We start from the raw sequence: 23,343 nt of genomic DNA on the forward strand, positions 1-23,343 counted from the left end.
CTGAGGTGGGCGGCTTGGCTTCGCCGTTGCCCTGAGTCGCGCGGGAGTGCGACTCGGCTCCTCCATCGTCCTTCGGTGAGCCCGAGTGGACGTGGGGAGGCTGGCCATCCTTGCTTTACTCCGCCTCGTCCACCCGCCTCCCAGGGGCCGACCGGCTCGCCACTCCGCCTCCCAGCCGCTCCACTTCCCGAACACAAGCCCCCATTCATGCCGCCCCTCCCTCTGCCGACCCTCGGTCTCCAGGACAGCAAACGGCCCCTGGTTCCGGTGGAACCAGGGGCCGTGGGGATAAGGAAGGACGTCTCGGCTTCGCCATCGACGCCGAGTGGTGGGGGTGGCGCGGCGTCGGTCCGCTACTTGGTTCGTCTCACAGTTCCCTTGCTCGACGCTGGCGTGCTCATGCCCATCGGGCCGCCGTACGCCTCACCCCGTGGACCTCTCGCCAGCAGGCACCGCGCGCGTCCGCCTTGCGCGCTCGTCACCCTGAGGCCAACCGCATTGCTCCACGGTCCGCCACCGCATACGCACACCCGACGCCTCACTCACCTTCGCCTCGCGGTCTCCTCCTGCACCGCTTCCCAGCGCCCGCCTTCTCGTGCCCCCGCAACTCCACCCCGCCCCGCGCGTCCCACAGCTCCACCTCCCGAACCCGCGCGTCCGCCCTGCGCCCATCTCCCGGACCTACGCCCTCACGCCCGCCGCTTCTCTGCGCGGCTGTCTCCGGCGTTCCTCACCAACCCTGAGACAGCAAACGGCCCCTGGTTCCGGTGGAACCAGGGGCCGTGGGGGAGTGCTGCCGTCAGGGCTTCGGGAAGATGATGACCCGGCGCTGCGGCTCCTCGCCCTCGCTCTCGCTGTGCACACCCGCGACGGCGGCGACCGCGTCGTGGACGACCTTGCGTTCGAACGGGGTCATCGGGTGCAGGCGGGCGCGCTCGCCGGAGGCGGCCACCTTCTCCGCGGTGGTGCGGCCCATCTCGGCCAGTTCGGCCCTGCGGCCCGCTCGCCACTGGGCGATGTCCAGCATCAGGCGGGAGCGGACGCCCGTCTCCTGCTGGACGGCCAGGCGGGTGAGCTCCTGGAGGGACTCGAGGACGTTGCCCCGCGGGCCCACGAGCTTGGACAGGTCCTCGCCGCCGTCGATGCTGACGACCGCTCGGCCGCCTTCCACGTCCAGGTCGATGTCGCCGTCGTAGTCGAGCAGGTCGAGCAGGCGCTCGAGGTAGTCGCCCGCGATGTCGCCTTCCTGGACGAGCAGGTCCTCGGTCTTGCTCTGCGACTGCGGCTCGGCCTCGGCGGTCCCGGCCTCTTCGGCCGGCGTCGACGCCTCCACGTCGTCGGTCGCCTGCAAGGTCTCCGACACGATGTCTCCTCTCCGGGCAACGCCCGAAATCAGCGGCGCTTCTTGCTGCCCGGCTTCTTGCTGGTGGATCGACCTGGGGTCAGGCCGGGGATCTCGGTGTTGGCGCTGCCGTTGGTGGCTTCCGGCGTGGTGGCCTTCGGGGCTCCGCTCGGGCCCGCGGTCGGCATGCGCTTCGCGCCGTTGGCGGGCTTGACGCCCGGCGCGGGCTTCTTCGGGTTGACCGGCTTCACGCCCGGCTTGGGGGCCAGGGCCTGGCGGGTCTCCACGACGGCGGCCTTCTTCTGCTCTTCCTCGGCGTCGATGCGCTTGTAGACGAAGTGCTGCTGGCCGAGGGTCCACGCGTTGTTGGACAGCCAGTACATCAGGATCGCGACGGGGAAGAAGAAGCCACCGACCAGGACGCCCAGCGGGAAGATGTAGAGCGTCAGCTTGTTCATGATCGCCGTCTGCGGGTTGTCCAGAGCGGACGCGTTCTGCCGGGCGACCGAGTGGCGGGCCGTGAAGTGGGTCGCGATGGACGCCACGATCATCAGCGGCACGGACACGAGGATGACGTTCAGGCGCTCGGTTCCGAAGTCCCGCAGGAGGTTGTCGGGCATCGTGATGAACGTCGAGAGGTTCGCACCGAAGAGCTTCGCGTTGACGAAGGACTCGACGCCCTTGGCGTCGAAGAAGTAGACCTCGCCCCAGCCGGGCTTGAACGAGCGCAGCACGTGGAACAGACCGATGAACACCGGGATCTGCACCAGCATCGGCAGGCAGCCGCCGAGCGGGTTCACGCCGTGCTCGGACTGGAGCTTCTGCATCTCCTGGGCCTGGCGCTGGCGGTCGTTCGGGAACTTCTTCTTGATCTTCTGCATCTCCGGCGCGAACTCCTGCATCCGCCGCATGGAGCGCACCTGGCCGACGAACGGCTTGAAGAGGATGGCGCGGAGCGTGAAGACCAGGAAGATCACGGACAGCGCCCAGGCGAACCCGCTCGCTTCACCGAAGACCTTGCCGAACACCCAGTGCCAACACCACAAGATGAAGGACACCGGGTAGTAGATGAAGTTGAGCACGGACTACTCCTCGGTGGATACGTCGGGGACCTGCCGCCTCGGCGGAACGGGGTCCAGGCCTCCAGGGTGCCAGGGTCCGCAGCGCAGCAACCGGCGGATCGTCAGCCAGGTTCCCCGCAGCACACCGTGGACGGTCAGCGCTTCGACCGCGTACGCGCTGCAGCTCGGGTAGAAGCGACAGGTCGGCGGCAGCAGCGGCGAGACGAACTTCCGGTAGAAGTGCACCGGAAGAAGCGCGACCTTCGCGGGCAACGTGGTCATCGCAGCACCTTGCGCAGGGCGGAAGAGAAATCAGCGGCGAGCTCGGAGCTCGACGCCTCGGCTGCTGGTGCCAACGCCCTGACCACGACGAGAGTTCCCGGCGGCAGGTCTGCCAGGCACGGGCGGACGACGTGGCGCAGGCGCCGGTACACGCGGTGGCGCACCACCGAGTTGCCGACTGCCTTGCTCACGACGAAGCCCACCTTGGACGAATCCAAGGTGGGCACGTCGGGCTTCAAGACGTGGACGACCAGCCGGGGTCGTCCGGCGCGGCGGCCTCTGCGGACCACCAGGCCGAAGTCCTGGCTGCGGGTGAGCCGGGCGGCCGGTGGTAGCACGACGACGCTGCGCTTGCCAGCGCTGTCAGGCGGACAGAGTGGCACGGCCCTTGCTGCGGCGCGCGGCCAGAATGGCGCGGCCGGCGCGGGTCCGCATGCGCAGCCGGAAGCCGTGCGTCTTGGCGCGGCGACGGTTGTTGGGCTGGAAGGTGCGCTTACCCTTGCTCACGGTCGGTTCTCCCGGTGCTTCACTGCTGACAAAGCCTCTGTGGTTGCCCCCGATGGCAGTGGACGTAGGCGCGCGAAAGGCGCCCGTCGCAAGCGGGAGACTCCTACGAGGGTACGCATGCCCGGGTGCGGCGGCCAAATCGGGGTGGTCGATGCCACGTCTTGTGACGCGTGCCGGGCCTTGTTACCGTTCGTCCTTCGCGCGTGCCGGAGCTGGCGTGGGAGCCGCCACCGAACCGGCAACACAACGCACCTTTTAGTGCACAGTTGTGGATAACTCTGTGGATACCTCTATTCTCCGTGTCCACATGTGGAGTCGTGGGCTCCGGCGGAGGGGAGGGGAGCGCGGAGGTGTCGAACCAGCAGGTCGACCTTGGTCTCGTGTGGGCCGAGGTGGTGCAGGAACTGGCGACGAGCCACCTGTCCCCTCAGCAGCGCGCGTGGATGAGGGTCACCCGTCCCATCGGTCTGCTGGACGGAACGGCCCTGCTCGCGGCCCCCAGCGACTTCGCCAAGGAGGCGATCGAACGCGCTTTGCGCGACCCGATCACCGCGGCGCTGTCCCGCAGGCTCGGCCGCTCGGTGTCCCTCGCGGTGAAGGTCGACTCGCCGGAACCGGTGAGTCCCGTCGTGAGCCCGCCGACCACCCCGATCTCCGTGCACGCGCTCCAGGCGGTGCAAGCCGCCCAAGCCGCGCAAGCCGCCCAGGTGGTCCAGCCCCTCGCACCGCCGGTCGTGCCGGTGGTCCCCAACGGCGACACGCCCGTCCTCGCGGACGAGACCGCCGGTGTCGACGGGGGAGAGGAAGAGGTGGACGAGGCCGGTGACGCGCTCGCCGCCGTCACCGAGATCTGGCCGACGTTCAACACGGCGAACACCGCCGCGGTCGCGACGCCGAACACGAACCTCCCGTACACGCGGCCGGCGAACCCGTCGCCGTCGCAGACGCGGCTGAACGAGAAGTACAACTTCGACACGTTCGTCATCGGCGCCTCGAACCGGTTCGCGCACGCCGCGGCCGTCGCGGTGGCCGAGGCTCCCGCACGCGCGTACAACCCGCTCTTCATCTGGGGTGAGAGCGGCCTCGGCAAGACGCACCTGCTGCACGCCGTCGGGCACTACGCCCAGCGCCTGTTCCCCGGCATGCGCGTGCGGTACGTGTCGACCGAGGAGTTCACCAACGACTTCATCAACTCGCTGCGCGACGACCGCAAGGTCGCCTTCCAGCGCCGCTACCGGGACATCGACGTGCTGCTCGTCGACGACATCCAGTTCCTGGAGGGCAAGGAAGGCACGCAGGAGGAGTTCTTCCACACCTTCAACACGCTCCACAACACGAACAAGCAGATCGTGGTGTCGAGCGACCGGCCGCCCAAGCGGCTGGAGACGCTGGAGGACCGGCTGCGCACGCGGTTCGAATGGGGTCTGATCACGGACATCCAGCCGCCGGAGCTGGAGACGCGGATCGCGATCCTGCGCAAGAAGGCGGCCCAGGACCGGCTCGCGGCCCCGGCCGACGTGCTGGAGTTCATCGCCTCCCGCATAGAGCGCAACATCCGCGAGCTCGAGGGCGCGCTCATCCGCGTCACGGCGTTCGCGTCGCTCAACCGCCAGCCGGTCGACATCCAGCTCGCCGAGATCGTGCTGCGCGACCTCATCCCCGACTCGCACGCGCCGGAGATCACCGCGCCGACGATCATGGCGGTCACCGCCGAGTTCTTCGGAGTCTCGATCGACGACCTCTGCGGCCCGGGTAAGACGAAGGCGCTGGCGCAGGCGCGGCAGATCTCCATGTACCTGTGCCGCGAGCTGACGGACCTGTCGCTGCCGAAGATCGGCCAGACGTTCGGCGGCCGCGACCACACGACGGTCATGCACGCGGACAAGAAGATCCGCAAGGAGATGGCGGAGCGCCGGCGGATCTACGACCAGGTGCAGGAACTGACGTCGCGGATCAAGCAGCGCGCCCGCCACGCTCCCTGATCCCGCCCGGGTGGTGACGAAGGGGTCCTCCGACACGGAGGGCCCCTTTTTCGTGCGCTCGCAACGAGTCCGCGTTCGGTGCTCTACGGCAGCCCATAGAAGACGTGACGACATACGGCCAGCACACGGCGCGTACGCGCGCGCTCGAACCCGGGTGAGAGCGAGGCTTCCGACCGCTCGCGGAAGGTTTCTGTTCGCCCCCGGCACTCGAAGGGGTGGGGACAACTGGAAAAGTTTGTGGCCCCGGCCACGATCCGGCCACAGAAGCCTGTTGAACACCCGGGTACAACTGCCCCGCACCCGGGGACGCACCCGGGGACAACTGTGGACGATCTGTGGATCGAGACCTGTGCACAACTGGCTGTCCCCGGGTGCGCCGATCTGTCCCCGGGTGCCATCCCCATGCAGCCCACATGGTGGGTGACATGTTGACCAGCAGGTTTAACGCCTGTCCCCACTATCCACAACCCCTACTGTTACTGCTGTTGGATCTCTTCTTGAGAGAACTCAAAAGCAAAACAGCGGTGGACCGTTCCCGGGGATCGGTGCCCGAACCCCGAAGTGACGGGAAGGGCCAGGACGCTCTAACGTGGTTGCTCCGCACCTCGGTCAGCCGAGGGTCGAGGCTCCCCACCCCCCACTGGCACGTTGTCGTGGTCGGGCTTGTCGACTGTCGAGGAAAGGACGCCTCATGAAGATCCGCGTCGAACGCGACGGCCTGGCCGACGCCGTCGCCTGGGTCGCTCGCAGCCTCCCGTCCCGTCCACCGGTCCCGGTGCTGGGCGGCGTGCTGCTCGACGCGGAGTCGGACGACTCGTTGACGGTCTCCGGGTTCGACTACGAGGTCTCCGCCCAGGTCGGTGTCCCGGCGACGATCGCCGACGGCGGCCGCGCCCTGGTCTCCGGGCGTCTGCTCGCCGACATCACCAAGGCGCTGCCGAACCACCCCGTCGAGATCGCGGTCGACGGCTCCCGCATGATGATCAGCTGTGGCAGCGCCAGGTTCAGCCTCCCGACGATGCCGGTCGAGGACTACCCCGCTCTGCCCTCGATGCCGCAGTTGATCGGCGAGCTCCCCGGGGACGTCTTCGGCGAGGCCGTCGGCCAGGTCGCCGTCGCGGCCGGCAAGGACGACACGCTCCCGATGCTCACCGGTGTGCGCGTCGAGATCGGCGAGGGCAAGCTGACGCTCGTCGCCACCGACCGCTTCCGCCTGGCGATGCGCGAGTTCCCGTGGGAGCCGGACGCGTCCCTCGGCGAGGTCGCCGTCCTCGTCCCTGCCCGCACCCTCGGCGACGCGGCCAAGACCCTCGGCTCCGGTGGCAGCAAGGTCGAGATGTCGCTCGCCGCCAACGACGGACTGCTCGGCCTGTCCGGTTCCGGCAAGCGCACGACCACCCGCCTGCTCGACGCGGACTTCCCGAAGTATCGCCAGCTCCTGCCGAGCGAGCACTCGGCCGCGGCGATCATCGAGGTCGACACGCTCGTCCAGGCGATCAAGCGCGTCTCGCTCGTCGCCGAGCGCGGCACCCAGGTGCGCCTCGAGTTCGTCGACGGCGGCCTGCGCCTGTCGGCCGGTGGCGACGACGAGGGCTCCGCCGAGGAAGAGCTCCCCGTGGAGTACACCGGCGACGCGGTCACGATCGCGTTCAACCCCGGATATCTCCTCGACGGTCTTGGTGCGGTCCGCACGCCCCGCGTCCACTTGTCCTTCACCACACCCAGCCGACCGGCGCTGCTCAAGCCGGTGGACGAGGATGGGAACGTGGCGCCGGGCTACCTGTACCTGCTGATGCCCGTGCGCCTGCCCGGCTAAACCTCTTACCGGGTACGAAGAAACGTCCAGGGGAGAACACCGTGCAGCTCGGACTCGTCGGCCTCGGCAAGATGGGTTTCAACATGCGCGAGCGGGTGCGCCGTGCCGGTCACGAGGTGATCGGCTACGACCGCAACCCGGAGGTCAGCGACTCGGAGTCGTTGGCGGACATGGTGTCCAAGCTCGAGGCTCCGCGCGTGGTGTGGGTCATGGTTCCCGCCGGCGACATCACCAGGAACACGGTCAAGGAGCTCTCCGAGCTGCTGTCGCCGGGTGACCTCGTGATCGACGGCGGCAACTCGAAGTTCACCGACGACCGGATCCACGCGGACCTGTTGGCGGAGAAGGAGATCGGCTACGTCGACGCCGGTGTGTCCGGTGGCGTGTGGGGCCTCGACAATGGCTACGCGCTGATGGTCGGCGGCACCGCGGAGCACGTCGAGCAGGCGATGCCGGTCTTCGACGCGCTGCGTCCGGAGGGCCCGCGCGAGGAAGGCTTCGCGCACGCGGGCAAGGTCGGCGCCGGCCACTACTCGAAGATGGTCCACAACGGCATCGAGTACGGCCTCATGCAGGCGTACGCCGAGGGCTTCGAGCTGCTCGACAAGACCGACGTCGTGGACAACGTGCCCGCGGTGATCTCGGCCTGGCAGCGCGGAACCGTCGTGCGGTCGTGGCTTCTCGACCTGCTGGTGCGCGCGCTCGAGTCGGACCCGGAGCTCGACGACCTCCGCGGCTACGTCGAGGACTCCGGCGAGGGCCGGTGGACCGTCGAGGAGGGCATCAACAACGCGGTGCCGCTGCCGGTGATCTCCGCCGCGCTGTTCGCCCGGTTCACCTCGCGCCAGGAGGACTCGCCCGCGATGCGCGCCGTCGCCGCGTTGCGCAACCAGTTCGGTGGCCACTCCGTGCACCTCGCCGGTCCGTCGTCCGGTTCCGGCAGCACCCAGGGCTAGCGCGAGTGCACGTCAGACACCTCCAGGTCAGCGACTTCCGCTCGTGGGAGCTCGCCGACCTGGCGTTCGAGCCTGGCGTGTCCGTGCTCGTCGGGCGCAACGGCCAGGGCAAGACGAACCTGGTCGAGGCGATCGGGTACGTGGCGACGCTGGGCTCGCACCGCGTCGCCACCGACGCGCCGCTGATCCGGCACGGCGCCCAGCGCGCCGTCGTGCGGGCGGCCGTGGTCAACGACGACCGCGAGCTGCTCGTCGAGCTGGAGATCACGGCGGGCAAGGCGAACCGGGCGCGGATCAACCGCGGTCCGGTGCCGCGTCCCCGTGACGTGCTCGGGATCCTGCGCACGGTGTTGTTCGCACCGGAGGACCTCTCCCTGGTGCGCGGCGACCCCGGTGACCGGCGGAGGTTCCTCGACGAGATGCTCGTGCTGCGCGCACCGCGCTATGCCGGTGTGCGCAGCGACTACGACCGCGTGCTCAAGCAGCGCAGCGCGTTGCTGAAGACGGTGAAGCACTCCCGTTCGGCGGACCTGTCGACGCTCGACGTGTGGGACGGGCACCTCGCCAAGCACGGAGCGGAGCTGCTGGCCGCCCGGCTCAAGCTGGTCCGCGACATGGCGGGTCACGTGACCACGGCGTACGCGGAGGTCGCACCGGAGTCGCGGCCGGCGCTCATCTCGTACCGGTCGAGCGTCGGCGAGCTGCCGGAGGACCGGGAGAGCATCGAGGACCTGCTGCTCGCCGAGCTCGACCGGGTGCGGCGGCAGGAGATCGAACGCGGCGTGTGCCTCGTCGGGCCTCACCGCGACGACCTGGAGCTCACGCTCGGCGAGCTGCCCGCCAAGGGCTACGCCAGTCACGGAGAGTCATGGTCGTTCGCGCTCGCCCTGCGGCTCGGGGGCTACGAGCTGATGCGTGTCGACGGCATCGAACCGGTGCTCGTGCTGGACGATGTGTTCGCGGAGCTCGACCGCGGCCGGCGGCAGCAGCTGGCGAAGGTGGCGGCCGGAGCCGAGCAGGTGTTCATCACCGCGGCGGTGGCGGAGGACGTTCCCGACGAGCTCAGCGGTGCCCGGTTCGAGGTGCACGGCGGGGAGGTGCGGCGTGTCTGACTCGACGCCTGACTCTGGGGGTTCCAAGCCCCCACATGTAGCTCGATCGGGTGTGTCCGCCCACACATCTGGGGACAAGTCTGTGGATGGTGTGGATAACTCCGTCACAAAACCGGACTTGTCCACAGGTTCATTCACACCTGAGGGTGAACAACTCAAGGGATCCGACCTCGCGCGGGCCGCGCTCGAGGCCGCGAAGGCCAGCGCGAAGGCCCGCGGCCGGGTGCCGGGGAGCAAGTCGAAGGGCCGTCCGGTCAACCGCCGCCGGCGCCGCTGGTCCGGTCCGGGACCCGACGACCGCGACCCGCAGACGCTCGGGCGCATCGCGTCCAGGATCGCGGCGGACCGCGGCTGGGTCGAGCAGCTGCAGGGTGGCCAGGTGTTCGGCCGATGGGCGAAACTGGTGGGAGAGGACGTCGCCGAGCACGCGAAACCGATCGCGCTCAGTGACGGGGAACTGACGGTCCAGGCGTCGTCGACGGCATGGGCCACCCAGCTGCGCCTCCTGCAGCGCGAGCTCATCAAGCGGATCGCCGCGGGTGTCGGCAACGGCGTCGTCAAGAAGCTCAAGATCAAGGGTCCGGACGCTCCCAGCTGGCGACACGGCCCCAGGCACGCGCCTGGGCGCGGTCCGCGTGACACCTACGGGTGAGGCCCTGTCAAGGCCTCAGCGGCCGTCCTGTGGCGCAATGAGCGTTCACCTGGGGATTTGAACCCCCTTTTCAGCCGTCCTGACCCGGTTCGCGCTCCTTGAGGCGCTCTGTGACCGATTCAAAGGTGTCCTTGACCCCTTTCTGTCGGGGTGTCCCGGTAGAATCACAGGGAGCGTCACCCATCACCGTGCGGCTCTGCCCGCATCAGCGAGGAGACTCCAGGCCCGTGTCAGCTAAGAAGAATGAGTACGGCGCGTCCTCGATCACCGTCCTCGAGGGTCTCGAGGCAGTGCGCAAGAGGCCGGGCATGTACATCGGCTCGACCGGCGAGCGCGGTCTGCACCACCTGGTCCAGGAGGTCGTGGACAACTCGGTCGACGAGGCGATGGCCGGGTTCGCGACGACGGTCGACGTCACCCTGCTGGCCAACGGCGGCGTCCGGGTGATCGACGACGGTCGTGGCATCCCCATCGACGTCCACCCGGTCGAGGGCAAGCCGACCGTCGAGGTCGTGCTCACGGTGCTGCACGCGGGTGGCAAGTTCGACAGCGACTCCTACGCGGTGTCCGGCGGTCTGCACGGCGTCGGCATCTCCGTGGTGAACGCGCTGTCCACCGCCGTCGAGGTCGAGATCAAGCGGCAGGGCCACGTCTGGACCCAGCGCTACGAGAACTCGAAGCCCGCGCACGAGCTGCGCCAGGGCGAGGCGACCGACGACACAGGCACCACCGTCACGTTCTGGGCGGACCCGGACATCTTCGAGACCACCGAGTACAACGTCGAGACGATCGCGCGCCGGCTGCAGGAGATGGCGTTCCTCAACAAGGGGATCACCATCGTCCTGCGCGACGAGCGGGTCTCCGAGGAGGACACCGAAGCCGACGCCGACGGCCACAAGGCCGCGGTGAAGGAACGGGTCTACCACTACCCGGGTGGCCTGGAGGACTTCGTCCGCCACATCAACCACACGCGCGAGGCCGTGCACCAGAAGGTCATCGGCTTCGAGGCGCAGGGCGAGGACCTCCAGGTCGAGGTCGCGATGCAGTGGAACACGGGCTACACGCCGTCGGTCTACACCTTCGCGAACACGATCAACACGCACGAGGGCGGCACCCACGAGGAGGGCTTCCGCGCCGCGTTGACGCGCGTCGTCAACGAGTACGCGCGCGAGAAGAAGCTCCTCAAGGAGAAGGACACCAACCTCACCGGCGACGACATCCGCGAGGGTCTCGCCGCGATCATCTCGGTGAAGCTCAAGGAGCCCCAGTTCGAGGGGCAGACGAAGACCAAGCTGGGCAACAGCGAGGCCAAGTCGTTCGTGCAGAAGTCGACGAACGAGCACCTGGCCGACTGGTTCGAGCGGCACCCCAACGAGGCCAAGACGATCGTCACCAAGTCGGTGTCGTCGGCGCAGGCCCGCATCGCCGCTCGCAAGGCCCGTGAGCTGGTGCGCCGCAAGGGCGCGCTCGACATCGGCGGCCTGCCCGGCAAGCTCAAGGACTGCCGTTCGACGGAACCGGAGCGCTGCGAGCTCTACATCGTCGAGGGTGACTCGGCAGGCGGCTCGGCCAAGGAGGGGCGCGACTCGATGTACCAGGCGATCCTGCCGATCCGCGGCAAGATCATCAACGTCGAGAAGGCCCGCATCGACCGCGTCCTCAAGAACACCGAGGTCCAGTCGCTGATCACGGCGCTGGGCACCGGCATCCACGACGAGTTCGACCTGTCGAAGCTGCGCTACCACAAGATCGTGCTGATGGCCGACGCCGACGTCGACGGCCAGCACATCCGCACGCTGCTGCTCACGCTGCTGTTCCGCTTCATGCAGCCGCTCATCGAGCACAACCACGTCTACCTCGCGCAGCCGCCGCTCTACAAGATCAAGTGGCAGCGCGCGGAGCCGGAGTACGTCTACTCCGACCGCGAGCGCGACGCCGTGATCAAGGCCGGCATCGAGGGCGGCAAGCGCCTCGGCAAGGACGACAACATCCAGCGGTACAAGGGTCTCGGCGAGATGAACGCCGAGGAGCTGTGGGAGACCACGATGGACCCGGCCAACCGGATCCTGCGCCAGGTCACCATGGACGACGCGGCCACCGCCGACGAGCTGTTCAGCGTGCTCATGGGCGAGGACGTCGAAGCACGCCGCTCGTTCATCACCCGCAACGCCAAGAGCATCAAGTTCCTGGACATCTAGTGGCGCGGCGCGCGACGCGCCGCACCACCGGTCCGGCCTTGGCTACTAGGCGTCCTGGCGTTTCTGGCGAGAAGGAAAGAGATCAGTGAGCGAGACGACTCTGCCCCCGGAGCACGACCGCATCGAGCCGGTCGAGATCCAGCAGGAGATGCAGAACTCGTACATCAACTACGCGATGTCCGTCATCGTGGGTCGTGCGCTGCCGGACGTGCGCGACGGGCTCAAGCCCGTGCACGTCCGGGTGCTGTACTCGATGTTCGACTCGGGCTTCCGCCCCGACCGCGGCTTCAACAAGTGCGCCCGCGTCGTCGGCGACGTCATGGGCAACTACCACCCCCACGGCGACTCGGCGATCTACGACGCGCTCGTGCGCCTCGCGCAGCCGTGGGCGATGCGGTACCCGTTGATCCAGGGCCAGGGCAACTTCGGCTCGCCGGGCAACGACCCCGCCGCCGCCATGCGGTACACGGAGTGCCGTCTCTCCCCGCTGGCCATGCAGATGCTGGCCGACATCGAGGAAGACACCGTCGACTTCCGCGACAACTACGACGGTCGCATCCAGGAACCGACGGTGCTGCCGTCGCGCATCCCGAACCTGCTGATCAACGGCAGCTCCGGCATCGCGGTCGGCATGGCGACCAACATCCCGCCGCACAACCTCCGCGAGGTCGCGGACGGCGTGGTCTGGGCGCTCGACAACCACGAGGCCTCCGACGAGGAGACCCTCGAAGCCATGATCGCCCGGATCAAGGGCCCGGACTTCCCGACCTACGGCCAGATCCTCGGCACGTCCGGCATCGAGGACGCGTACCGCACCGGCCGCGGCTCGGTCCGCATGCGCGCCGTCGTCGAGATGGACGAGGACGCCAAGGGCCGCACGATCCTGGTCGTCACCGAGCTGCCGTACCAGGTCAACCCGGACAACCTCGTCGAGAACATCGCCGCCCTCGTGCGCGATGCCAAGCTCACCGGCATCGCGAACATCGCCGACGAGTCCAACCGCCGCATCGGCATGCGCATCGTGATCACGCTCAAGCGCGACGCGGTGGCCAAGGTCGTGCTGAACAACCTCTACAAGCACACCCAGCTGCAGTACTCGTTCGGCGTCAACATGCTGGCGCTGGTCGACGGCGTGCCGCGCACGCTGCGGATCGACCAGATGATCCGCCACTACGTGAAGCACCAGATCGAGGTCATCCAGCGGCGGACCAGGTTCCGCCTGCGCAAGGCGGAAGAGCGCGCCCACATCCTGCGCGGTCTGGTGAAGGCGCTCGACCACCTCGACGAGGTGATCGCGCTGATCCGCCGGTCCGAGACGCCGGACCTCGCGCGCACCGGCCTGATGGAGCTCCTCGCCGTCGACGAGATCCAGGCCAACGCGATCCTGGAGATGCAGCTCCGCCGCTTGGCCGCCCTCGAACGCCAGAAGATCATCGACCAGCTGGCCGAGATCGAGCTGGAGATCGCGGACCTCAAGGACATCCTCGAGAAGCCCGAGCGGCAGCGCAAGATCGTCCGCGACGAGCTCACGGCGATCGTGGAGAAGTTCGGCGACGACCGCCGCACCAAGATCATCCCGTTCGACGGCGACGTGTCCATGGAGGACCTGATCGCGGTCGAGGACGTGGTCGTCACGATCACGCGCACCGGCTACGCGAAGCGCACCAAGACCGACCTCTACCGGGCGCAGAAGCGCGGCGGCAAGGGCGTCCAGGGCGCGCAGCTCAAGCAGGACGACATCGTCGCCCACTTCTTCGTGTGCTCCACGCACGACTGGATCCTGTTCTTCACGAACAAGGGCCGCGTCTACCGCACGAAGGCCTACGAGCTGCCGGAGGCCAACCGCAACGCCCGCGGCCAGCACGTCGCGAACCTCCTCGCGTTCCAGCCGGAGGAGGAGATCGCGCAGGTCATCCAGATCAAGAACTACGACGTGTCGCCGTACCTCGTGCTGGCCACCCGCAAGGGTTTGGTGAAGAAGTCCAAGTTGTCCGACTTCGACTCCAACCGATCGGGTGGACTGATCGGCATCAACCTGCGCGAGGACGACGAGCTGGTCGGAGCCGTGCTGTGCTCGGCGGATGACGACCTGCTCATGGTCTCCGCCGACGGCCAGTCGATCCGCTTCCACGCGACCGACGACGTGCTGCGCCCGATGGGCCGCGCCACCTCGGGCGTCCAGGGCATGCGCTTCAACGCCGACGACGAGCTGCTCTCGGTCGGCGTCGTCCAGGAGGGGCTCTTCGTTTTGGTCGCGACCGACGGGGGGTACTCGAAGCGAACGCCGATCGAGGACTACCCGGTCCAGGGTCGGGGCGGCAAGGGTGTGCTGACCATTCAGCACGACCGCCGACGTGGCAGGCTGGTCGGAGCGCTCATCGTCGACGTCGACGACGAGCTCTACGCCATCACCTCGAGCGGCGGGGTCATCAGGACCCGAGCCGAACAGGTGCGCAAGGCTGGCCGGCAGACGAAGGGCGTGCGGCTGATGAACCTCGGCGAGAGCACCACTTTGATCGCCGTCGCACGCAACGCGGACGAGCCCAGCGACGTCGTTAACGGTGAGACGTCTGCCGCGGAGGACTCTGTCGCCGACGCCGACCAGGCAGCAACCCCCACCGACACGGCCGAGTAGTCGGAACTTGCTAGCGAGAGGGTAAGGAACAGCTCGTGACTCCACCCGAGAACCGCGAAGGTCGGGACGCGGACAAGACCGCGGTGATCACCAAGCCGACTCCGCAGGGTGCTGCGAAGAACGCGGAGAAGGCGGGGAAGGCCGCACCGGCGGCCTCCGGTTCCTCGGGTGGGAACGCGCAGGACAAGACCAAGCCGGTGTCGGCGGAGAAGGCGGCCGAGGCCACCAAGTCCGCCGAGACCCCGGCTCCGGCCGCCACCCCTGCCAAGCCCGAGCCCGAGGCGAAGGCCGCGCCGGCCGAGCAGAAGACGGTCTCGCTCGCCACGCCGGAGAAGGCCGCCCCCGCGGCAGCCGCCCCGGCCACGCCCGCGCCGACCACCCCTGCGCCGACGACGTCCGCTTCGGCCACGCCTGCTCCAGCAGCGTCCGCTTCCACCTCGTCCGCTCCCGTGGCTGACGAACCCGTCGTCGTCTCCGCGCCGCCGCCCTGGCAGCGCGTGACGAACGACACCGAGTCGTCGCACCAGGACTCGACCGAGGCGTACGTGGCACCGGGCGCACCGCCCGTGCCGTCGTCGTCGCAGCCGGAGCCCGCCTTCCCGTCGACCGACCCGGACACCGTCAAGGTGCAGAAGCCCGTGGTCACGGGCTCGGCCGTGCCGGTCGGCCTCGGCAGCAGCCGCACGTCGGTGAACCTCGGCAACTCGGGCTCGCGCCCCGCCGCGGCCACCCCGTCGGCCCGCCGCCCCGGCCGTGGCCCGCGCCGCGCCTCGCTCCAGGTGAAGCGCGTCGACCCGTGGTCGGTGCTCAAGCTCGCCCTGGTGCTCGGCGTCGCGCTGTTCTTCGTGTGGCTCGTGGCCGTCGGCGTGCTCTACGGCGTCCTGCACGGCATGGGCGTCTGGGACAAGATCAACAGCACCGCGAACGACCTGCTCCAGGCCAACGAGCCGGGCGAACCGCTGATCAGCGCCGGCCGCGTGTTCGGCGTCTCGGCGATCATCGGCGCGGTCAACATCGTGTTGTTCACGGCCCTCGCGACTGTGGGCGCGTTCGTCTACAACGTGTCCGCGGATCTGGCCGGTGGCTTGGAGTTGACGCTCTCCGAGCGTGAGTGACCCCCCTGATTTGGGGCAGCGAAGGCGATCCTGTAAGGTTCTCCTCGTTGCCCCAAGGGGTGATGATCGAGGGCCTATAGCTCAGGCGGTTAGAGCGCTTCACTGATAATGAAGAGGTCGGAGGTTCAAGTCCTCCTAGGCCCACTCGATATTCTTTCGAATCATCATTCTTGTCCGGGACCGCGTCCCGGAGCCCCGGCCCAAGTCACCCGAAGCCTGTAGGCTGGTGCGGTAGGTCGGGGCATAACAGTCTTGGAGGGGTTTCCAGTGGCTAAGAAGATCATCGCACTCGTTGCGGTCGCCGGTGCGGTTCTGTTCTTCGTGAAGCGCAGCCGTTCGGCCAAGGCCGACGCTGACCTCTGGCGCGAGGCCACCGCCCCCACCGACTGATCTCCCGGGCGGCTTTGCCGCCCGAGATCTTCGGGGACGTAGCTCAATTGGCAGAGCACCGCCTTTGCAAGGCGGGGGTTAGGGGTTCGATTCCCCTCGTCTCCATTCGAATTCCACTGAAGCCCTGTTCGCGTCGTTGCGAACAGGGCTTCAGTGCATTTGCGCGACACGTCGGTCTCGCTTCACATCACGCTGTCGCCAGTGACTTCTTCTGCGACTTCGTGCGGAGCTGGTCGATGCTCCACGCGCCCGCACCGGTGAACGCCAGCAGCAGGAACGCCCAGGAGTAGATGGCGGCCAACTCGCCGCCGTTCTCGATCGGCAGCAGGCCCTTGGGCTGGTGCACCACGAAGTAGGCGTAGGCCATCGCGCCGGAGCAGAGCAACGCCGCCCAGCGCGTCCACAGGCCGATCAGGACGAGGCCTCCGCCGATCAGTTCGATCAGGCTCACGGGACCGGCCGGCCACGACAGCAGGTCGATTCCCTTCGAGAGCTTCTGCACCCCGTGAAACACGAAGAACAGTCCGATGACGATGCGGAAGAGCGCCAGGGCGTGCTCTCGTCGTTGCTCCAGGAACTCCATGGTCAAAGGTCCTTCCGGGGCTCGGGGCAAGGGTCAGGGCACAAAAGGTATGGACCAATTTAGAGTGTGCCGCTCAAGGCGCTTTTGGTATCTGGTTGACTGTTGCCCCTATGAAACGAGCACTGTTGCTGCCCCTGCTCGGCGTACTCGCCGCGTGCGGCACGGAGGTCTCCACGGGTACGCCGGTGCCGGACACCCAGACCCGGCAGGTCACCACCACGACCAGCGCCGCACCGACAGTGCCCCCTGCGCCCAAGCCCGTGAGCGACGGCACCTGCCCGTACCTGGCGACGTCGTTCGTCGCCCAGGCGAACGGTCAGCTTGTACCCAGAGTGAAACTGTCAACGGACGAACCTCACCCAGCGTGCTTTTTCTACGCCAACGCCACTGAGATCCAGTTGACCGTGCGCGTGTACGTGGGGGACGAGCGCGTCGCCAAGATGATCGTGAACGAGGCGGCGCCGGACGGGTCGCAGCCCGCCAGTCAGCCGACCGGGTGGACCGGAGGGTACGTCAGCGGCGACACGGGTGTCGTCTACGCGGTCTCGAAGGCCGGCTCCGCCGTGGTCGTGACGTCCAACCAGAAGCAGTCCATCAAAGCGAGGCGCATCACAGAAGAAGCGATCAAGGGCCTCAAGCTCTAGGACGCACGAGAACTTCCGGAACGCACGAAAACGGGGTGGCTCTCTAAGTCGAGAGCCACCCCGTTCGCGTTCGGTGCTACTTCGCCGGTTCCTTCTGGGACGGCACCTGCCCGTTGAGGACGGGCTCCGGCAGCGGAGCCTGCTCCTCTTCCTGCAGGTAGACCTCTTCCGGCTTGCGCGTCATCGCGACGTAGCCGGCAGCGGCGGCCGCGATCAGCAGGCCGAGCACCCAGGGCCAGCGGCGGCGCTTCGGCGCGTCGCCGCTCAGCTGGGCCGCGGCCTTGCGGATCTCCTTCGCGCGCACCTTGGCGTCCTTGCGCGCGGTCTTGGCCGCCTTCGCCACTTCCTTGCGCACCACTTCGGCCTTGCCCATGAGCTCGGCGCGCGTCTTGGCGCTCTTCTTCGCGAGGCGCTTGCGGGAGCGGCGCGTCTGCTTCTCCCAGCTCTCCGCCTTGCTCATGAGCGTGTCGGCCTGATCGACGAGGGTGCCGCGAACCTGGTCAGCCGTGATGCCGCGGTCGGCGAGCTTCGCCTCAGCGACGTGACCAGCACGAACGACCCCCTGGCGCGCGGCCTTCAGACCCGTGCCCACTGCCTTGCCAACGGACTCGCCGGCACGGGTCATGACGTCCACCTCGTCCATTCTGTGCTCCACACGTTGTCGTCAGCTTGTGAGGTTGAGGTACCCCATCGTGCCCCTTCCTGAACATCTCCGCCTGTGATGGCACGATGGTGTGGTGGCTGACAGCAACGAATCCTTCGTCGGGACCAAGGTGACGGCGACCCTGCACACCACGCAGGGCGACATCCGCATCAACCTGTTCCCCGACCACGCCCCCAAGACGGTGGCGAACTTCGTCGGGCTCGCCGAGGGCACCCGCGAGTACACAGAGGCCAACGCGAGCGGCGGGAAGACGGGTCCGTTCTACGACGGCACCCTGTTCCACCGCGTCATCGCCGGCTTCATGCTCCAGACCGGCGACCCGACCGGCACCGGTCGCGGCGGCCCCGGCTACCGCTTCGCCGACGAGTTCAACTCCGAGCTCCAGTTCAACCGCCCGTACATCCTCGCGATGGCGAACGCCGGGCCCAACACCAACGGCTCGCAGTTCTTCATCACCGTAGCGCCGACGACGTGGCTCAACTTCAAGCACACGATCTTCGGTGAGGTCGCGGACCAGCCGTCGCGCGACGTCGTCGACGCGATCGGCAACACCACGACCGGTGCGGGCGACCGTCCCGTGAACGACATCAAGATCGAGCGGATCACGATCGAACGCGCGTGAGCGACGCCTTTGTGCCACCGGACGGGCCGGTCGGAGCGCAACCGGAGACCCCGGTCTGCGCACGTCATTCCGATCGGCCCACCCGGCTGCGCTGCACCCGGTGCGACCGTCCGGCGTGCCCGGACTGCCTACGGGACGCCTCCGTCGGCATGCAGTGCGTCGACTGCGTGAACGAAGGCGCGCGCACGGTCCGCCAGGCCCGCACCTCCGCGGGCGCGGTGGCCTCGAACGGCCGGCCGATCATCACGCAGGTGATGATCGCGCTCAACGTGCTCGCGTACGTGGTCACGGTCGTGCAGTCCGGCAGTCCGATGAACAACTCCAGGTCGGAGCTGTTCCAGGCCACGTCGCTGATTCCGGAGCTCACCGCGAACGGTGAGTGGTGGCGGATCGTCACGTCCGGCTTCATGCACTTCGGCCTGATCCACCTCGCGTTCAACATGGCCGCGCTCTTCGTGGTGGGCCCCGTGGTCGAGCAGGAGCTCGGGAAGCTGCGGTACAGCGCCGTGTACTTCCTGTCGCTGCTCGGCGGCAGCGCGGCCGCGTTCTACTTCGGCACCGTCTGCCAGCAGCTCGCCGGCGCGTCCGGCGCGGTGTTCGGCCTGATGGGCGCGCTGCTGATCGTGTTCAAGCGGCAGAAGCGGGACATCTCGACGATCGTCGTGGTCGTCGGCATCAACCTGCTGTCGAACCTCTTCACGAACGCGTCGCTGCTCGGGCACCTCGGCGGGTTCGTGGTCGGCGGTCTACTGACGCTCGCGATGGTCAGGGCGCCGCAGAAGAACCGCAACGCCTACCAGATCGCCGCGGTGGCGGCCGTCGTCGTGTTGCTCGGAGGGATGTTCCTCCTCCGCGCCACCGAACTCGACACGACCGCGGAAGTCCTCCTCGAGATAGCGCGCACCTGCCGGCCCGGCTAGGGCCGCAACGCGTGGAGAACTCCGGCGACTTCTTCGGGATCGGCGCCGAGGTCCAGCTTCGTGAGCACCACGAGGCGGTCGTCGGCGTCGAGCTCCAACGTCTGCTGCTCCCTGCCCAGCCGGCGGGTGGTCTGCAGCTTGACCTTCACCTCGTGCCACGGCAGCAGCGTCGTGCTCGCGAACCCGCGCACGGCGAGCCCGTTCGCGTCCGCGGTGAGCCTGGGCCTCGCGATGGTCGCGAACGCCGCGAGGTAGGCGACCAGCAGCGTCGCCAGTCCGACGAGGAGACGGCCCGCGTTGTCGTCGGCGAGGACGGTCGCGACGGCGAGGGCGAGCGCGGCGACCCACGCGACGGCGACGATCCGGGCGGGTGTGGACCAGGTGCGAGTCACGCCGTCGAGTGTGCCGCATCGAATGTGGACGACCGAACGGGTCCTTATGAGGGAAAACCTTCGCTTGTGCATTTTGGTGCAAAGTTGTCCACAGGACTTGTCCCCAATGGGGATGACTTACAGCTGTGTGCTTCGGTGACGCTCGGGTGAACCGGTGGACGTGGTCAGAACAAAGGTCGGCCCGGACGTGTGACGTCCGGGCCGACCTGTGCGAACCGTGAGGTGGCGGCTGCCTACCGCCAGCGCATCGTCATCAGCAGACCGATGATCATCAGCGCGAAGCCGATGGCGAAGTTCCACGCGCCCAGCTCGAGCATGAACGGGATCTTCTCGGCCGCGATGTAGTTGACGACCAGCCACGAGAGGCCCAGCAGCATGAAGCCGAGCATGACGACGACGTAGACCGGGTGTGACGGCCCCGCTGCCTTGACCTTGACCGGCGTACGGCGGTCAGTGGGTGCGGTGTAAGCCGCCTTCTTCCGGACCTTGGACTTTGGCATGCTGTCCTCGCCTGACGTGGATATCCGTGAGTGACGCGAGTTTACGTGCACTACTCAGGAGACACGTTAACGTAGCGACCGTGGTCAGCGAACCACCTGGCAAGACGCAGTTGTTTTCAGTTCACAGTCCGCGCGGAGGTTCTCAGGTGAACTCGGGACCGCAGCAGCCGCCTCCCCGGCGACCTGCACCCCGTCGTGATGACCTTCACCACGTGCGGGCCACTCCTTCTCCCCGTCCGCTGCCGCCACCGGAGGCGACGCAGTACACCAGCGCTTTCTCCGGCAGCCTCCCCCCGGCGGGTGCTCCGCCGCGCGCGCCTCAGGGACCACCGCCCGGCACTCCCGCCCGCGGACTGCCGCAGGGCACCCCGCCCGGCGGAATGCCCAGGCAGGGAACGCCGCCAGGGGGAATGCCGCGCCAGGGAATGCCGCCGCGCGCGGCTCCTCACCGGGGAATGCCGCCGCGTCCGCCCCGTCCCCGCCCGGTCGACCCGCCCACCGAGGTGATCCCGCGCGTCGAGGACGACTACGACGACGAGTACTACGACGACGACTATTACGACGAGGGCGAGAAGAAGGCGGCCCCGCCTCCGGACAGCCTCGCGCGCAAGACCGTCCGCGGCGTCGGCGAAGCCCTCATCACGATGGGGCTCGTCGTGCTGCTGTTCGTCGTCTACGAGGTCTACGTCACCGACCTGCTCTCCGCCGAGAAGCAGCAGGACGCCACCGCGGCCCTCGACTCCGAGTGGAGCTCGAACACCGTCACGCCCCCTCCGGCCGACCCGAACCGCCAGTCGAAGCTGAACCTCATCGAGGGCAAGGCCTTCGCGAAGATGTACATCCCGGTCTTCGGCAACGACTGGAAGTTCTCCGTCGTCGAGGGCACGACCGACAAGCACCTGGAGATCGGCCCCGGCCACTACAAGGACACGGCCCAGCCGGGCGAGGCGGGCAACTTCGCCATCGCCGGACACCGCGTCGGCAAGGGCGCCCCGTTCAACGACCTGGACCTGCTGCGCTCCTGCGACGCCGTCGTGGTGCAGACGCAGACCCAGTGGTTCGTCTACCGGGTGCTCCCCATGAGCAGCGAGGTGGCGGGCTGGGCGTCGAACGCCCGCTCGAAGGAAGCCGCCTGCACCGGCGTCGCGCCGCTGTCGACGACCCTCGGCGACGCCTACGCCAAGACCGTCGGCCAGGAGATCGTGGTCCCGACCCAGGGCGAGGTCATCGCTCCGATCCCGCACCAGGTCGGCACGACCGTGCCCGCCGACAAGCAGGCCAGGCTGCTCACCCTGACGACGTGCCACCCGCGCTTCTCCGACAAGCAGCGCCTGATCGTGCACGCCATCGAGACCAAGAGCTACCCGGTGGCGGACAACTTCGTGCCGCCCGAGATGACGGAGGGCTGATGTACGGCTGGATCTGGGCGCACCTGCCGGGCCCGCTGTACCTGAAGGTCATCGAGGCAGTCGTGCTGGTGGCGGGCATCGTCACCCTGCTGATGTTCGTGGTGTTCCCGTGGGCGGAGCCGAAGCTGCCGTTCAACAACGTGACGACGGAGTGAGACTCCGGCTGATCGCGGTCATCTCCTCGCGCGGCACGACCTTGACGCGCTCGCGTCCCTGCTCCGCGCCCAGCGCCACCTCGTGCTGGTCGAGCCGGCGCCAGCCCTCGTTCGTCACGAACGGCACGCCGCGCTGCGCCAGGAACTCGACCACCGCCGAAGGTGCCGGCGCCGAGCAGCGGGGGAGTGCGTCGGCGTCCTCCAGCAGGCTGGTGATCGTCTCCAGCGCGTCGCCCTTGGTGTGGCCGATCAGGCCGATCGGGCCGCGCTTGACCCAGCCCGTGGTGTAGACGCCGGGCATCGGGACCTCGTCGAGGTCCAGCACCCGGCCGGCGGCGTGCGGGATGGTGCCCGACACGTGGTCGAACGGGATGCCGGGCAGGTGCGACGACAGGTAACCGACCGCGCGGTACACGGCCTGGACCTCCCAGTCGGTGAAGACGCCGGTGCCGCGGACGTTGCCGTCGCCGGTCAGCTCCTGGGTCTCGGTGCGCAGGCCCGTCACCTCCGAGGAACCCAGCACCTCCACCGGCGCTTCGAGGAAGTGCAGGTGCAGGCGGCGCGGGCGGGTGCCGACGTCGCGGATCGCCCACTCCTGGAGGGTCTTCACGATCATCTCGACCTGCTTGTTGGACCTGATCGCGTGCATCGAGGCCTCGTCGAACTCGATGCCCTCCGCGTGGACGATCACCTCGACGTTCGGCGAGTGGTTGAGCTCGCGCAGTTCCAGCGGGGTGAACTTGGCCTGGGCCGGGCCGCGGCGGCCGAAGACGTGGACGTCCGTCACCGGGGACGAGCTCAGGCCCTCGTGGACGTTCGGCGGGATCTCGGTGACCAGCAGCTCGTCGGCGGTCTTGGCCAGGACGCGGGCCACGTCGAGCGCCACGTTGCCCACACCCAGGACGGCGACCGACGTCGCGGTCAGCGGCCAGGTGCGCGGGACGTCCGGGTGGCCGTCGTACCAGGACACGAAGTCCGCGGCGCCGAAGCTGCCGGGCAGGTCGACGCCGGGGATGTCGAGGGCCCGGTCGGACGAGGCACCCGTCGAGAAGACGACGGCGTCGTAGAAGTGGCGCAGGTCGTCGAGCTTCACGTCGACGCCGTACTCGACGTTGCCGAAGAAGCGGACCGACGGCTTGTCGAGCACCCTCTGCAGGGCCGTGACGATGCCCTTGATGCGCGGGTGGTCGGGCGCGACGCCGTAGCGGACCAGGCCGTAGGGCGCGGGCAGCTTGTCGAAGAGGTCGATCTGCACGTCGACGTCGGACTTGGTCAGGATGTCGGCCGCGTAGACACCGGCCGGTCCGGCGCCGATCACCGCGACGCGCAAGGGACGACTCATGACACCTATTTTAGGTTAGCCTTACTTGGGTGATGACGAGAGCTAACTCACTCGACTCGACCGA

At 68.2% G+C, this 23,343-nt stretch carries 23 protein-coding genes, 2 tRNA genes and 1 pseudogene; 16 read left to right on the top strand and 10 right to left on the bottom strand.

The features are described 5' to 3' along the window. Positions 1-799: 799 nt before the first annotated feature. Genes VF330_RS03565 through rpmH form a run of 5 tightly spaced genes read right to left on the bottom strand, consistent with a single transcriptional unit; the run spans position 800 to position 3,192 of the window. Positions 800-1,363 carry a protein jag gene (locus VF330_RS03565; RefSeq protein ID WP_330850031.1) on the bottom strand — a complete coding sequence of 188 codons (564 nt, stop codon included), beginning with the start codon at positions 1,361-1,363 and terminating at the stop codon, positions 800-802. A 29-nt stretch (positions 1,364-1,392) separates the two neighbouring features. Continuing rightward, the gene (gene yidC / locus VF330_RS03570; protein ID WP_330850032.1) at positions 1,393-2,424 is read right to left on the bottom strand and encodes a membrane protein insertase YidC; all 1,032 of its coding nucleotides are present in this window, start codon (positions 2,422-2,424) and stop codon (positions 1,393-1,395) included. Positions 2,425-2,427: 3 nt separating this feature from the next. Next, positions 2,428-2,685 (bottom strand): membrane protein insertion efficiency factor YidD, encoded by a 258-nt coding sequence (gene yidD / locus VF330_RS03575; protein WP_330850033.1) that lies wholly within the window; start codon positions 2,683-2,685, stop codon positions 2,428-2,430. Continuing rightward, entirely contained in the window at positions 2,682-3,023 is a 342-nt protein-coding gene (gene rnpA / locus VF330_RS03580) for a ribonuclease P protein component (RefSeq protein ID WP_330850034.1), read from the bottom strand. The genes yidD and rnpA overlap by 4 nt, the downstream gene beginning before the upstream one ends. A 25-nt stretch (positions 3,024-3,048) precedes the next feature. After that, positions 3,049-3,192, bottom strand: coding sequence for a 50S ribosomal protein L34 (gene rpmH, locus VF330_RS03585; protein ID WP_030465619.1), 144 nt, complete (start codon positions 3,190-3,192; stop codon positions 3,049-3,051). A gap of 350 nt (positions 3,193-3,542) precedes the next feature. On the opposite strand from rpmH, the gene dnaA reads away from it, so the two are divergent. The 11 genes and pseudogenes from dnaA (at position 3,543) to VF330_RS03640 (ending at position 16,153) form a co-directional block, all read left to right on the top strand. After that, entirely contained in the window at positions 3,543-5,174 is a 1,632-nt protein-coding gene (dnaA, locus tag VF330_RS03590) for a chromosomal replication initiator protein DnaA (protein WP_330850035.1), read from the top strand. A gap of 691 nt (positions 5,175-5,865) precedes the next feature. Further along, positions 5,866-6,990, top strand: coding sequence for a DNA polymerase III subunit beta (gene dnaN / locus VF330_RS03595; RefSeq protein ID WP_330850036.1), 1,125 nt, complete (start codon positions 5,866-5,868; stop codon positions 6,988-6,990). Between the two features lie 41 nt (positions 6,991-7,031). Further along, positions 7,032-7,946, top strand: a complete 915-nt coding sequence (gene gnd / locus VF330_RS03600) for a phosphogluconate dehydrogenase (NAD(+)-dependent, decarboxylating) (RefSeq protein WP_330850037.1) — start codon at positions 7,032-7,034, stop codon at positions 7,944-7,946. A gap of 5 nt (positions 7,947-7,951) precedes the next feature. Beyond that, complete coding sequence (gene recF / locus VF330_RS03605; RefSeq protein ID WP_330850038.1) at positions 7,952-9,058, top strand: DNA replication/repair protein RecF; 1,107 nt, start codon at positions 7,952-7,954, stop codon at positions 9,056-9,058. 118 nt (positions 9,059-9,176) lie between these two features. After that, positions 9,177-9,710, top strand: coding sequence for a DciA family protein (locus VF330_RS03610; protein WP_330850039.1), 534 nt, complete (start codon positions 9,177-9,179; stop codon positions 9,708-9,710). Positions 9,711-9,937: 227 nt separating this feature from the next. Continuing rightward, positions 9,938-11,908 carry a DNA topoisomerase (ATP-hydrolyzing) subunit B gene (gene gyrB / locus VF330_RS03615; RefSeq protein ID WP_330850040.1) on the top strand — a complete coding sequence of 657 codons (1,971 nt, stop codon included), beginning with the start codon at positions 9,938-9,940 and terminating at the stop codon, positions 11,906-11,908. Positions 11,909-11,993: 85 nt separating this feature from the next. Beyond that, positions 11,994-14,543, top strand: a complete 2,550-nt coding sequence (gyrA, locus tag VF330_RS03620) for a DNA gyrase subunit A (RefSeq protein WP_330850041.1) — start codon at positions 11,994-11,996, stop codon at positions 14,541-14,543. A gap of 35 nt (positions 14,544-14,578) precedes the next feature. After that, positions 14,579-15,658 carry a DUF3566 domain-containing protein gene (locus VF330_RS42025; RefSeq protein WP_414675328.1) on the top strand — a complete coding sequence of 360 codons (1,080 nt, stop codon included), beginning with the start codon at positions 14,579-14,581 and terminating at the stop codon, positions 15,656-15,658. A gap of 70 nt (positions 15,659-15,728) precedes the next feature. Continuing rightward, positions 15,729-15,802, top strand: a tRNA-Ile gene (locus tag VF330_RS03630). Positions 15,803-15,925: 123 nt separating this feature from the next. Then, positions 15,926-16,045, top strand: a pseudogene (locus VF330_RS03635) (DLW-39 family protein); the annotation flags it as partial. Positions 16,046-16,080: 35 nt separating this feature from the next. Further along, a tRNA-Ala gene (locus VF330_RS03640) sits at positions 16,081-16,153 on the top strand. An 82-nt stretch (positions 16,154-16,235) separates the two neighbouring features. On the opposite strand, the gene VF330_RS03645 is transcribed toward VF330_RS03640, so the two are convergent. Continuing rightward, complete coding sequence (locus VF330_RS03645; RefSeq protein ID WP_330850042.1) at positions 16,236-16,631, bottom strand: DoxX family protein; 396 nt, start codon at positions 16,629-16,631, stop codon at positions 16,236-16,238. Between the two features lie 110 nt (positions 16,632-16,741). Here VF330_RS03645 and VF330_RS03650 point away from each other — a divergent pair, with 110 nt between their 5' ends. Continuing rightward, positions 16,742-17,275, top strand: coding sequence for a DUF2020 domain-containing protein (locus VF330_RS03650; protein ID WP_414675329.1), 534 nt, complete (start codon positions 16,742-16,744; stop codon positions 17,273-17,275). 76 nt (positions 17,276-17,351) lie between these two features. On the opposite strand, the gene VF330_RS03655 is transcribed toward VF330_RS03650, so the two are convergent. Next, positions 17,352-17,918 carry a hypothetical protein gene (locus VF330_RS03655; protein ID WP_330850044.1) on the bottom strand — a complete coding sequence of 189 codons (567 nt, stop codon included), beginning with the start codon at positions 17,916-17,918 and terminating at the stop codon, positions 17,352-17,354. Positions 17,919-18,012: 94 nt separating this feature from the next. Here VF330_RS03655 and VF330_RS03660 point away from each other — a divergent pair, with 94 nt between their 5' ends. Then, positions 18,013-18,561, top strand: a complete 549-nt coding sequence (locus tag VF330_RS03660) for a peptidylprolyl isomerase (protein ID WP_330850045.1) — start codon at positions 18,013-18,015, stop codon at positions 18,559-18,561. Positions 18,562-18,728: 167 nt separating this feature from the next. Beyond that, positions 18,729-19,481 carry a rhomboid family intramembrane serine protease gene (locus tag VF330_RS03665; protein WP_330850046.1) on the top strand — a complete coding sequence of 251 codons (753 nt, stop codon included), beginning with the start codon at positions 18,729-18,731 and terminating at the stop codon, positions 19,479-19,481. Here VF330_RS03665 and VF330_RS03670 read toward each other — a convergent pair. Both VF330_RS03670 and crgA read right to left on the bottom strand, forming a co-directional pair. After that, positions 19,478-19,873, bottom strand: coding sequence for a PH domain-containing protein (locus VF330_RS03670; RefSeq protein WP_330850047.1), 396 nt, complete (start codon positions 19,871-19,873; stop codon positions 19,478-19,480). The genes VF330_RS03665 and VF330_RS03670 overlap by 4 nt on opposite strands. A gap of 233 nt (positions 19,874-20,106) precedes the next feature. Next, entirely contained in the window at positions 20,107-20,373 is a 267-nt protein-coding gene (crgA, locus tag VF330_RS03675; RefSeq protein WP_330850048.1) for a cell division protein CrgA, read from the bottom strand. 455 nt (positions 20,374-20,828) lie between these two features. Between crgA and VF330_RS03680 the strand changes: the two genes are divergently transcribed. Both VF330_RS03680 and VF330_RS03685 read left to right on the top strand, forming a co-directional pair. Then, positions 20,829-21,782, top strand: coding sequence for a class E sortase (locus VF330_RS03680; RefSeq protein WP_330850049.1), 954 nt, complete (start codon positions 20,829-20,831; stop codon positions 21,780-21,782). Continuing rightward, positions 21,782-21,937 (top strand): hypothetical protein, encoded by a 156-nt coding sequence (locus VF330_RS03685; RefSeq protein ID WP_330850050.1) that lies wholly within the window; start codon positions 21,782-21,784, stop codon positions 21,935-21,937. Before VF330_RS03680 ends, VF330_RS03685 begins: the two co-directional genes overlap by 1 nt. On the opposite strand, the gene VF330_RS03690 is transcribed toward VF330_RS03685, so the two are convergent. Next, positions 21,915-23,252, bottom strand: coding sequence for an FAD-dependent oxidoreductase (locus tag VF330_RS03690; RefSeq protein WP_330850115.1), 1,338 nt, complete (start codon positions 23,250-23,252; stop codon positions 21,915-21,917). The genes VF330_RS03685 and VF330_RS03690 overlap by 23 nt on opposite strands. Positions 23,253-23,343 lie beyond the last annotated feature (91 nt).

Source organism: Lentzea sp. (assembly GCF_036380075.1).
Classification (GTDB): domain Bacteria; phylum Actinomycetota; class Actinomycetes; order Mycobacteriales; family Pseudonocardiaceae; genus Lentzea.

Excerpts from the sequence above, each read along its gene's own strand:
- crgA (WP_330850048.1), bottom strand. The coding sequence starts at position 20,373 with ATGCCAAAGTCCAAGGTCCGGAAGAAGGCGGCTTACACCGCACCCACT.
- VF330_RS03645 (WP_330850042.1), bottom strand. The coding sequence starts at position 16,631 with ATGGAGTTCCTGGAGCAACGACGAGAGCACGCCCTGGCGCTCTTCCGC.
- VF330_RS03650 (WP_414675329.1), top strand. The coding sequence starts at position 16,742 with ATGAAACGAGCACTGTTGCTGCCCCTGCTCGGCGTACTCGCCGCGTGC.
- VF330_RS03685 (WP_330850050.1), top strand. The coding sequence starts at position 21,782 with ATGTACGGCTGGATCTGGGCGCACCTGCCGGGCCCGCTGTACCTGAAG.
- yidD (WP_330850033.1), bottom strand. The coding sequence starts at position 2,685 with ATGACCACGTTGCCCGCGAAGGTCGCGCTTCTTCCGGTGCACTTCTAC.
- VF330_RS03655 (WP_330850044.1), bottom strand. The coding sequence starts at position 17,918 with ATGGACGAGGTGGACGTCATGACCCGTGCCGGCGAGTCCGTTGGCAAG.
- VF330_RS03680 (WP_330850049.1), top strand. The coding sequence starts at position 20,829 with ATGCCGCCGCGTCCGCCCCGTCCCCGCCCGGTCGACCCGCCCACCGAG.
- dnaN (WP_330850036.1), top strand. The coding sequence starts at position 5,866 with ATGAAGATCCGCGTCGAACGCGACGGCCTGGCCGACGCCGTCGCCTGG.